The organism is Pseudoalteromonas sp. 0303 (genome assembly GCF_013349995.1).
Lineage (GTDB): Bacteria > Pseudomonadota > Gammaproteobacteria > Enterobacterales > Alteromonadaceae > Pseudoalteromonas.
The window spans coordinates 1-10,107 of sequence record NZ_JABVXF010000070.1 but is presented as its reverse complement, the minus strand read 5'-3'; the positions used below and the strand labels follow the sequence as shown (position 1 = coordinate 10,107).

The window sequence follows — 10,107 nt, the reverse complement described above, 5'->3', positions numbered from 1 at the left end:
TTGGAGCGGCACACGAGGCTCGAACTCGTGACCTCAACCTTGGCAAGGTTGCGCTCTACCAACTGAGCTAGTGCCGCTTTCTTTATCTTGGGGGCTATGCCCTCTCAACACGGACGCATTCTACAGAGATTATTAAACGCGTCAATATAAAAAATGCTAGTTTTGAACTGTTTGCTTATTTTTTATCTAAAACGGTGTGTAATTAAACGTTTAGGATCAATTTTTGGTCAATTCTGACCATGCCGCTATTAAATACTGCAACATAGAACTAAGCGTTAAGAATGTTGCGACGTACAAAAGGCCATAACTTAAGTAGATCATCCATGTATCAAACTGCCAGATCAAACCGATAATGGCTAGCATCTGCGCTGCAGTTTTAAACTTACCCATGTTTGATACAGCTACGTTGTCACGTTTACCCTGCTCTGCCATCCATTCGCGTAAAGCAGAGATAACAATTTCACGGCTAATAATAACTAATGCAGGAATAGTCATATACAAACTTTGGTAATGGCTTGATAAAGCAACCAGTGCTGCACACACCATTACTTTGTCGGCAACCGGATCTAAGAACGCACCGAAAGGCGTTGATTGATTTAAACGACGCGCTAGATAACCATCAAGGATATCTGTGATTGACGCAAGCCAGAAAACAAACGCAGCTGCGAAAAACGCCCATGAGAAAGGCAAATAAAATATCACCAAAAAAATGGGGATAAGAAAAAGTCTAAAGGTTGTGAGTGTGTTTGGAATATTCCACATAACTACTTGGAGATGTCTTTTTTTACTATATTCGCACGAAGGCTACGCCTTGTCATGCAAATGATTAAATATCTTTTCAGCCATTTCAGGGCTGATCCCAGGAACTTGTTTTAATTGGTCTATATTAGCAGCTTTTACCCCTTGCATGCCCCCTAAATATTTTAATAATGCTTGTCGGCGCTTTTGTCCTACGCCGGTAATTTCTTCTAACAATGATTGTGTGCGTTGTTTTTGTCGTTTATTACGATGCCCTGCAATGGCAAAACGGTGCGACTCATCACGAATATGCTGAATTAAATGCAACGCTGGTGCATCTGAATCAAGTGGTATTGTTTTACGTCCGCCATCAATTAATAGCGTTTCTAAACCGGGTTTTCGGCTTGTACCTTTTGCAACACCCACCAGCAATGGCATTTTATTATGTGGCCAGTTTTCAAAATATTGCTCAGCACGAGATAATTGACCTTTACCACCATCGATGAAGATGACATCTGGAATTTTTTCTTCATCGACTACTTTGTTGTAGCGTTTATTAAGTGCAAATTCCATCGCAGCATAATCATCACCGCCGGTGATACCAGTAACATTAAATCGACGGTATTCTTTATTATTAGGCCCTTGCGAATCAAACACCACACAACTTGCTACCGTGTTTTCACCCATTGTATGGCTGATATCAAAACATTCCATGCGATTAATATCATCTAGGCGTAATGTTTCTTTTAATTGTGCGTAACGTTTGTTGATTGAATCCTGCGTGCTTTGCTTAACACTAATGCTGTTAAGTGCATTTTTATTAGCAAGTTTTAAATACTGTGCCCGCTCACCGCGATTAGCAACTTTTAGACTCACTTTACGTTCAGAGATTGCCGTAAGCGCTTCGCTTAATGGCTCACTTTCTTCAATACTAAACGGTAATATAATTTCTTTAGCAATACGCCCTGTTGCACCGGGAGCTAGATAATATTGTCCTAAAAAAGAAGTTAGAATTTCTTCTTCACCTGAGTCTTTTGGCACTTTAGGAAAATAAGTTTTACTGCCTAGCACTTTGTGGTCGCGGATCATTAATAAGTGAACCGCATTCAATCCATTTAAATGCGCAAAACCCACTACATCCATTTCGGCATGGTTACCTGAAATAGATTGTTGCTCCTGCATTTTTCGAAGCAACATGATTTGGTCACGCACTTTGGCCGCAAGCTCAAATTTAAGTTCTTTACTTGCTTGCTCCATTTTAGTAACTAAATCGGCAATGACTTCATGAGATTTGCCCAATAAAAACTTGCGAACAAAATCAACTTCTTGTTGATATTCTTCATCGGAGATTTTATTCACACACGGCGCTGAGCAGCGTTTTAACTGATATTGTAAACATGGACGGCTTCTAGCTCGGTAATACGCATCTTCACATTGGCGAACCGGAAAGATTTTTTGCATTAAACGCAAACTTTCAGATACCGCTCCCGCACTTGGGAATGGGCCAAAATATTCGCCTTTAATTTTTCGGCTACCACGATGAAAAGCAAGTCGCGGGTGCTTATGATCAGTTAAAAGAATATACGGATATGACTTATCATCTCGCAGCAAAATATTGTAACGAGGCTGATATTTTTTAATTAGGTTGTTTTCGAGTAATAAGGCTTCGGTTTCAGTGTTGGTCAGGGTGACTTCAATACCGCAAATATTACTTACTAATACACGGGTTTTGCTATCAGTTACATTACTACGGAAGTAACTACTTACGCGCTTTTTTAGATTTTTAGCCTTACCAACATAGATAACTTGCCCTTCACTATCAAGCATTCGGTAGACACCGGGCTCACTTGATAGTGTTTTTAGAAAACGGGCTGGTTCGAAATCAGACATTGAGCAAATTAATGCGAGCTATCAATGTCGATCATTTTATGACGAATTGCTAAATGGGTAAGTTCAACATCACCCCCTACATTTAGCTTTTCAAACATGCGATAGCGATAGCTATTCACTGTTTTTGAACTCAGGTTCAAGCGATCCGCAATATCTTGCGCTTTTTCACCTTTAGTGATCATCAGCATGATTTGCAGCTCACGCTCAGACAAACTCTGGAATGGGTTTTCATCTGTGCGACCGCTTACCTGAGCAAGGGCAATTTGTTGTGCAATTTCAGGCGCAATATAACGTTGCCCTGCATTAACCGCACGAATGGCATTAACCATTTCATCAGAGCCGGCACCTTTTGTCAGATAACCATGAGCACCGATTTGCATTACTTTACTTGGGAATGGATCTTCACAATGCACAGTAAGCACAATAATTTTTACATCTGGGCAATAACGACAGATTTTTTTTGTCGCTTCTAAACCGCCAATACCTGGCATATTCATGTCCATCAACACGATATCAGGTGAATGTTGACGGCAAAATTGCACCGCTTCTTCACCGGTTTTAGCTTCACCCACCACTTTAAAACCACGAACATCATCAAGTATACGTCTGATCCCTGTCCGTACAAGTTCATGGTCATCAACTAAAAGTACATTAATCAATGGAACACCCTCAAATAACCCAAATAGCTGCTTTCGCACAATTTAATGTGCCACATTAGCACAGAAAAAGTGAAACGATAAATCAAAATATCGTTTCACTAATTAATTTTAAGCTGATGCTTTCTCGCTGAAACGATCAACCCACAGGGCAATGATACCATCACCTGTTACATTACAGGCAGTACCAAAGCTATCTTGTGCTAAATAAAGTGCAATCATTAATGCAACTGCACCTTCATTAAAACCAAGCATACTTGTTAAAAGACCCAATGCCGACATAACTGCCCCACCTGGTGCGCCAGGAGCAGCAATCATTACAACGCCTAGCATCATAATAAATGGCAACATACCAAATAACGATGGTACATCCATATTCGGTGATAAGAACATAACAGCCATTGCACATGTCACAATCGTAATTGTTGAGCCCGATAAATGGATAGTTGCACATAAAGGTACTGTAAAGTTAGCAACATCTTCTTTTACGTTATTTGCTTTGCTTGAGCGAAGTGAAACTGGAATTGTTGCTGCACTCGACATTGTACCTAAAGCAGTAAAATAAGCGGGTAGCATATTTTTTACAAGCTCTAAAGGATTACGCTTTAGTAAAAGGCCTGTAGATACATATAAAACAGTCAGCCATAGCCAATGCATAATTAATGCAGCTAGCAAAACAATACCAAATGTTTGCAGCGTATCAACCACGGTGCCAGCAACTGTCATTTCCGCGAATACACCGGCAATGTAGAAAGGCAATGCAGGAATAATTACTTTTGCTAATAAGCCATCAATCACATCACGGCCCTGATCAGATACTTTCTTTAACGTATCAAGCTGTAACTGGCTCATACCAATACCAAAAATGAATGCCGCAGCAAGTGCTGTCATAACACTCATAAGAGGTGGAATTTCTAAATCAATAAAGCTGCCCACTTCGGTAGCAACTTCTGCTTCAAACGTTAAACCGCCATCAAACAATGGGATCATAGCGCTGACAAGTAAAAACGCTAAGGTTCCAGCAATAACGGTTGAACCATATGCAAAGCCAACTGTTTTTCCTAACAAGTGGCCTGACCCTTTTGGTAAACCAGCAATACCTGATGCGATAAAAAATAAAATAATTAACGGGATGGTAAAGGTGATCAACTGACCTATTATTTCTTTTACTGTGTAAAGGAGTTCAACACCTGTTAGTGGCACATATAAGCCCACTAAAATACCGGCAACAATACCAGCAATTAATTTTAGAATTAAATTCATAACGATCACTTTAATTTTTAGGTGGTAATCTTTTACCACGTTTTAGTTTACTTTTGTTATAAAACAGCCAAATTAACGTTTAACTGCGCAAATTACCACCACAGCTTGTTAGAATCTAATTTGAACGTAAATATATGCGCCCTATCGCGTTGCATTTGTTAACAAAGTTGCAAATTAATAACATGCTCGCAGTTTTGAATACCCGTATAGTGCTTATGTATAAATCAATGTTAAGTGCCGCTCTATTAAGCGTGCCTTTTACCAGCTTGGCCACCAGCCAACCCGTCACCCTTCCTTTTATTGCGGAGCAAGCAACAATCGACGGCCAGCTCAATGAGCCAAGTTGGCAACGTGCCAAAAAAATTACCATAGACAACGTTACTTGGCCTTACGAAAACAGTAAAAGCCCAGTTACCACCCACGCTTATGTTTATGAGGATGGCGAAACACTTTTTATTGGCTTTGAAGCGAATGATCCAAACCCAGAACTTATTCGTGCTTTTTACCGTGACCGTGACGCAGCCTGGGATGATGACCTAGTCGGGCTAAAAATTGATTCATACAATAATTCTCAATTAGCCTATCAATTTTTTATTAACCCACTTGGCGTACAACAAGATTCAATAGAAAACGAACTGACCAAACATGAAAGCTCATCATGGGACGGTATTTGGGATAGCGTCGGTGTTATTCATGATAAAGGCTACACAGTTGAAGTTGCCATTCCATTACGCGTATTGAATTTTGACGACAGCGTAGCAAGTAAGACTATGGCGATGGAGTTTTTACGCTTTTTACCGCGCAGTGAGCGGTTACGTATCTCAAATATGCAAATTGACCATGGTAACAACTGTTGGATTTGCCAAATGCCAAGTTACCAAGGCTTTGAACAAGCAAAGCAAGGCAATAACGTGGCGATTATTCCATCTGTGGTGCTTGGCAAAAATGAGACACGTGATATTGATGGCGCACAAGTGGCTGATTGGGAGACAGAAAACAATACTGAAGCCAGCCTCGATGTTAAATGGGGGATCACACCAGATATCACCTTAAATGCGACGATTAATCCTGATTTTTCTCAGGTTGAAGCGGATGTAGCACAATTGAGTGTGAACAATAATTTCAGTTTATTCTTCCCAGAAAAGCGTGCCTTCTTTTTAGATAACGCTGACTACTTTGCCTCAACACTTAACCTTATTCATACCCGTAATATTGCCCAGCCAGATTACGGCACGAAAATCACCGGAAGTAAAAATGGCCATACATTTGCCGGCTTCATTGCCAATGATACACAAACCAATGTGTTGATCCCGGGCAATTTAGGCTCATCGCTTGTCGCCCTTGACGAGAAAAGTGAAAACGGTGCCCTGCGTTATCGATACGATTTTGAATCTGGGTTATCACTCGGTTCAACGGCAACACACAGACAAAGTGATGATTATAAAAACACAGTTTACAGTATTGATAGCAAATACAAACCAACAGTGAACGATGTTTTCTTAGTACAAGTATTAAAGTCACAAACGCAATACAGCCAAGATTTTATCGATGAGTTATGTGATGGTGATAACTGCTTACAGCCCGAGCAAGTAATTTGTGAATTAAATAGTGACTGCGACTATAACGAAGGCGTACTTCGTGTTTTAAGTAAAGAACAACAATCGGGTACTGGCTACTACCTAAAGTATCAACACGACGAGAAGTACTGGCGTGCCTTCGCTGATTATAATTATCGTGATGCTGATTTAAGAGCTGACTTGGGTTTTATCTCGCAAGTTGATTTTAAAAAGTTTACGACTGGTGGCGAATACCGCTGGTATGGCGATAAAGGCAATTGGTGGAATCGCGCTAACCTTTACGCCGATTGGGATATTACCCATAACGAAAATAACGAACTTCTTGAAAAAGAAGCACAAACTAGTTTTTCAGTCAGCGGACCGTTACAGAGCTTTTTTGAGGTTTCTGTTGAGCACCGTAACCGCACCGGCCTTCGCCACGATAAATCACGTTTAGATATCGACGGCAACACTGACTTGTTTAGCGAAAATGGCGTTGGCTTTTACAGTGACTTTAAACCAAAAGCAGGGGTATTTGCTTCTTTATATATGTATACAGGTAATGCCGTTGATTTAGCGAATAACCGCGTTGGTGATAAGTTCCATATCCGCCCTGTGCTGAATATGAACCTTGGTAAGCATTTTGAAGTGCGTTTACGTCATACTTATGAGCAGCTTGAAGCCGATGGCAGTGAAGTATTTACCGCCAACTTAAGTGATGTACGTTTTACTTACCAATTCAACGTGAATAGCTTTTTACGCCTTGCAGTCATTTATACCGATTTAGAGCGTAATCAAGCTAATTACATAGATGATGTTGATAGCCAATATAAAAACCTAGCCACTCAGCTGTTGTATTCTTACAAGCTGAACCCGCAAACGGTTTTCTTTGCAGGTTACTCAGATAATGGCTATCAAGATGATGAGCTATCATCAATTACTAAAGAGCAGCGTACGTTATTTGCTAAATTTAGCTACGCTTGGTTACTTTAAGACCCTATTAGCGCACCTTTTGGTGCGCGCCCTTCTTTTCCCACCTTATTACTAAATGCTATAAGCCTATTCGCTATATGTTATAGCCAAACTTTACTTTCGTTTTTATTTCACCACAGTAAAGTGTGACTATTACAGATCACTAGCCCTAGCTAGTTGATCAACGATTGAATAAATTGCTTCCAAGGGAACACTATGTCTAACATTTTTGAAGATAATTCATTAACGATTGGTAATACACCAATTGTAAAGCTTAACCGCGTAACCTCAGGTAATGTTTTTGCTAAAGTTGAATCACGTAACCCAAGCTTCAGTGTTAAATGCCGTATTGGCGCTTCAATGATCTGGGAAGCAGAAAAGTCAGGTGTATTAACCAAAGAAAAAGAGTTAATCGAGCCGACTTCAGGTAACACAGGTATCGCACTTGCGTTCGTAGCAGCTTCTCGTGGCTATAAGCTAACCCTGACTATGCCTAACACAATGAGCTTAGAGCGTCGTAAATTATTAAAAGCCTTAGGTGCTAACCTAGTATTGACTGATGGCGCTAAGGGTATGAATGGCGCGATTGAAAAAGCAAAAGAAATTCAAGCGAGTGAGCCTGAAAAATACATTCTTTTACAACAGTTCGAAAACCCAGCTAACCCGAAAATTCACTTTGAAACAACGGGCCCTGAAATCTATGAAGCAATGGACGGTAAAATCGATATTTTCGTAGCAGGTGTTGGTACTGGTGGTACTATTACGGGTGTTAGCCGTTACCTTAAACTAGAAAAAGGTTTAAATGTACAATCGGTTGCTGTTGAACCAACTAACTCTCCAGTTATTAGCCAAACATTAGCTGGTGAAGAAGTTAAACCGGGCCCTCATAAAATCCAAGGTATCGGTGCAGGCTTCATTCCTGGTAACCTTGATTTAGAAGTTGTAGACGCTGCAGAGCAAGTATCAAATGAAGATGCGATTGCTATGGCTCATGAACTGATGAAAAACGAAGGTATTTTAGTGGGTATTTCTTCTGGTGCAGCAGTAGTTGCGGCAAAACGCCTTGCTGAAAAACCTGAGAACGCAGACAAGAACATTGTGGTAATTTTACCAAGTGCGACTGAGCGTTACTTATCTAGCCCATTATTTGCTGAAGAGTTCAGCGATAAAGAGCTAGTTCAGTAACCACTAAGAATCACTTAGTTGTTAAAAAAGGATGCAGACATGCGTCCTTTTTTATTACCTAAAATAAATAAAACCAATAATTTTACCGAGTTAACTTTACATCATGCTCATTTAGTCACACACTTAATTTTAAGTTCACTCGAAAAACTACAACAATGAAAAATATACTTTTAACTTTTATCCTTCTAAGTAGCAGCATTCTTTTCGGTTGCGGTTCTGAAGACGCACCAAAGGGCGAAAAAAACACCCCAGGTAATGTAGCGACTCTCTATTTTGATGCTTTATACAACCAAAACGATTTAAATCTTGCGATGGAATATGCCACGCCTAAAATGGCGCGAATTATGAAATCTTATGGCACCGCTGGGCAGTTTGCTCGTAACCTGGTTAATATGCAATACGATGAAGTGGTAATTGAAGTCGATATGACTAACATGAGCTTGCGCGAACAGTATGGCGATAAAGCCAACATCAATTTAATTTTTACGGGTTATTTTAATGGTAAGAAAATTGATGATATGCGCAGTGTGAAAATGATGCGTAAAAAAGGCAATTGGTACATAGAAAAAATTAATGCAGATCCATTTGCGCGATAATTAATTACGAAAACTAAAAAAGGGCCTGAAGGCCCTTTTTTGTATTAGAGTATTACTGCAGAACAGTATGGATATTACTCTTCGTCAAACTCTTGATGTTGACGCTGTGCAGGACGCGCTAAGATTTCAACGTAAAACGATGTAAGCTGTTTTGCTTCAATATCGCTAATACATTTATTAATCTCTGCCACGTGAACGACATTGGCCTCTTCCGCTGATTCACCAAACTTACAGTCAAACGCCCAATAGTCGGCGCCTGCTGGGAGTGTTTTATTACGCTCACGTTTTAAGTATTTTTTTACTTCGTGCTTGGCTGCATCAACCATACGAGGATATTTAATTTTCTCGTGGTTTAGCGTGAATGTTTTCTTCATTATAGTCCTAGTAACTTGGTTCAATGACAATGGCATTAAGCCATAGACTGCTATTATAACAAGCACATCTTAATTTAGCTGTACTTTTTGCAGTTTTACTTAAATATAAGTGTATTCTTAGCTTATTCTTAGTGTATTCGTAGTCTATGACATTTCGATTAAGCCACTTATACCTAAGCTGTAGCTAAATGAAGAGGTTGATGTATCGCCTCGTCAGTAAGGCTATCATAAAATGCAGCTGCGTCGATTTGTGGGCGCTCAACGGGTTTATTTTTTTCATAAAAGCGTTTTCTAACTGCAGGCTCACAGTTATCAATCACTTCTAGCGGCACATGTTGCTTATCATCACGAACATTCAGTGGCTCTGGGTTTAAACAATGACGTAATCTGATGTCTGATAAACCACCTTGCAATAGTCTAAGTGCATTTTCTTGCCCAATCAGCATATCAAACTGTTCGGGAGCTAATGGTTGTGTGGGGCCTGCACCTAACTCGGTGCGCAAAGCAGATTCAGATACTTCAGGATTGCTTAATTCAGTTTTTGGCAGGTGAAACTGGCTAAAATCGAGCGCATCATGAGAAAGCATTGCTAGTAATAAAGCAAATTCTCCAGAGCGGTGCTCGTGAACACTTTTATTTAGACGATTATCGAGTTGGCTCTCTGTGAGCAACAAACCATCAATTTGCATAGTCTTTAGCCAAATAGTTTCTTGATTAACCAGTTATCGGCATTTATGCATTTTTCTTTAGTTTTTTTCTTTACTTAAATAATAAGTTTGCTATTATCAGCGCCGTTGCATTGGAGGGGTTCCCGAGCGGCCAAAGGGATCAGACTGTAAATCTGACGGCTCAGCCTTCGCTGGTTCGAATCCAGCTC

Annotated in this window: 9 protein-coding genes and 1 tRNA gene; 3 read left to right on the top strand and 7 right to left on the bottom strand. The window is 40.1% G+C overall.

The features are described from left to right. Nucleotide 1 precedes the first annotated feature (1 nt). The 5 genes from HUS62_RS21860 to HUS62_RS21840 form a co-directional block, all read right to left on the bottom strand. Nucleotides 2-77, bottom strand: a tRNA-Gly gene (locus HUS62_RS21860). Between the two features lie 139 nt (nucleotides 78-216). Beyond that, on the bottom strand, nucleotides 217-762 hold the full coding sequence (gene pgsA / locus HUS62_RS21855; protein WP_054564017.1) for a CDP-diacylglycerol--glycerol-3-phosphate 3-phosphatidyltransferase: 546 nt from the start codon (nucleotides 760-762) through the stop codon (nucleotides 217-219). 42 nt (nucleotides 763-804) lie between these two features. After that, complete coding sequence (uvrC, locus tag HUS62_RS21850) at nucleotides 805-2,628, bottom strand: excinuclease ABC subunit UvrC (RefSeq protein ID WP_054553646.1); 1,824 nt, start codon at nucleotides 2,626-2,628, stop codon at nucleotides 805-807. Between the two features lie 8 nt (nucleotides 2,629-2,636). Then, nucleotides 2,637-3,287, bottom strand: coding sequence for a UvrY/SirA/GacA family response regulator transcription factor (gene uvrY / locus HUS62_RS21845; RefSeq protein WP_054564041.1), 651 nt, complete (start codon nucleotides 3,285-3,287; stop codon nucleotides 2,637-2,639). Nucleotides 3,288-3,395: 108 nt separating this feature from the next. Further along, complete coding sequence (locus HUS62_RS21840; protein ID WP_054553767.1) at nucleotides 3,396-4,547, bottom strand: dicarboxylate/amino acid:cation symporter; 1,152 nt, start codon at nucleotides 4,545-4,547, stop codon at nucleotides 3,396-3,398. 215 nt (nucleotides 4,548-4,762) lie between these two features. On the opposite strand from HUS62_RS21840, the gene HUS62_RS21835 reads away from it, so the two are divergent. The 3 genes from HUS62_RS21835 to HUS62_RS21825 all read left to right on the top strand — a co-directional run bounded on the left by HUS62_RS21835 (nucleotide 4,763) and on the right by HUS62_RS21825 (nucleotide 8,856). Next, nucleotides 4,763-7,096, top strand: a complete 2,334-nt coding sequence (locus HUS62_RS21835) for a carbohydrate binding family 9 domain-containing protein (RefSeq protein WP_175081139.1) — start codon at nucleotides 4,763-4,765, stop codon at nucleotides 7,094-7,096. A 195-nt stretch (nucleotides 7,097-7,291) separates the two neighbouring features. Continuing rightward, the gene (gene cysK / locus HUS62_RS21830; RefSeq protein ID WP_058583732.1) at nucleotides 7,292-8,260 is read left to right on the top strand and encodes a cysteine synthase A; all 969 of its coding nucleotides are present in this window, start codon (nucleotides 7,292-7,294) and stop codon (nucleotides 8,258-8,260) included. 155 nt (nucleotides 8,261-8,415) lie between these two features. Continuing rightward, nucleotides 8,416-8,856: a hypothetical protein gene (locus HUS62_RS21825; RefSeq protein WP_175081138.1), complete on the top strand. Its 441-nt coding sequence runs from the start codon at nucleotides 8,416-8,418 to the stop codon at nucleotides 8,854-8,856. 74 nt (nucleotides 8,857-8,930) lie between these two features. Here the strand turns inward: HUS62_RS21825 and HUS62_RS21820 are convergent, their stop codons facing one another. Together HUS62_RS21820 and HUS62_RS21815 are read right to left on the bottom strand one after the other, a co-directional pair. Further along, nucleotides 8,931-9,230, bottom strand: coding sequence for a DUF6172 family protein (locus HUS62_RS21820; RefSeq protein WP_063530135.1), 300 nt, complete (start codon nucleotides 9,228-9,230; stop codon nucleotides 8,931-8,933). Between the two features lie 173 nt (nucleotides 9,231-9,403). Next, complete coding sequence (locus tag HUS62_RS21815) at nucleotides 9,404-9,919, bottom strand: VC2046/SO_2500 family protein (RefSeq protein ID WP_055022407.1); 516 nt, start codon at nucleotides 9,917-9,919, stop codon at nucleotides 9,404-9,406. Nucleotides 9,920-10,107: the final 188 nt, after the last annotated feature.

Coding starts and splice junctions, on each gene's coding strand:
- HUS62_RS21815 (WP_055022407.1), bottom strand. CDS start 9,919: ATGCAAATTGATGGTTTGTTGCTCACAGAGAGCCAACTCGATAATCGT.
- HUS62_RS21825 (WP_175081138.1), top strand. CDS start 8,416: ATGAAAAATATACTTTTAACTTTTATCCTTCTAAGTAGCAGCATTCTT.
- pgsA (WP_054564017.1), bottom strand. CDS start 762: ATGTGGAATATTCCAAACACACTCACAACCTTTAGACTTTTTCTTATC.
- HUS62_RS21820 (WP_063530135.1), bottom strand. CDS start 9,230: ATGAAGAAAACATTCACGCTAAACCACGAGAAAATTAAATATCCTCGT.
- cysK (WP_058583732.1), top strand. CDS start 7,292: ATGTCTAACATTTTTGAAGATAATTCATTAACGATTGGTAATACACCA.
- HUS62_RS21840 (WP_054553767.1), bottom strand. CDS start 4,547: ATGAATTTAATTCTAAAATTAATTGCTGGTATTGTTGCCGGTATTTTA.
- uvrC (WP_054553646.1), bottom strand. CDS start 2,628: ATGTCTGATTTCGAACCAGCCCGTTTTCTAAAAACACTATCAAGTGAG.
- HUS62_RS21835 (WP_175081139.1), top strand. CDS start 4,763: ATGTATAAATCAATGTTAAGTGCCGCTCTATTAAGCGTGCCTTTTACC.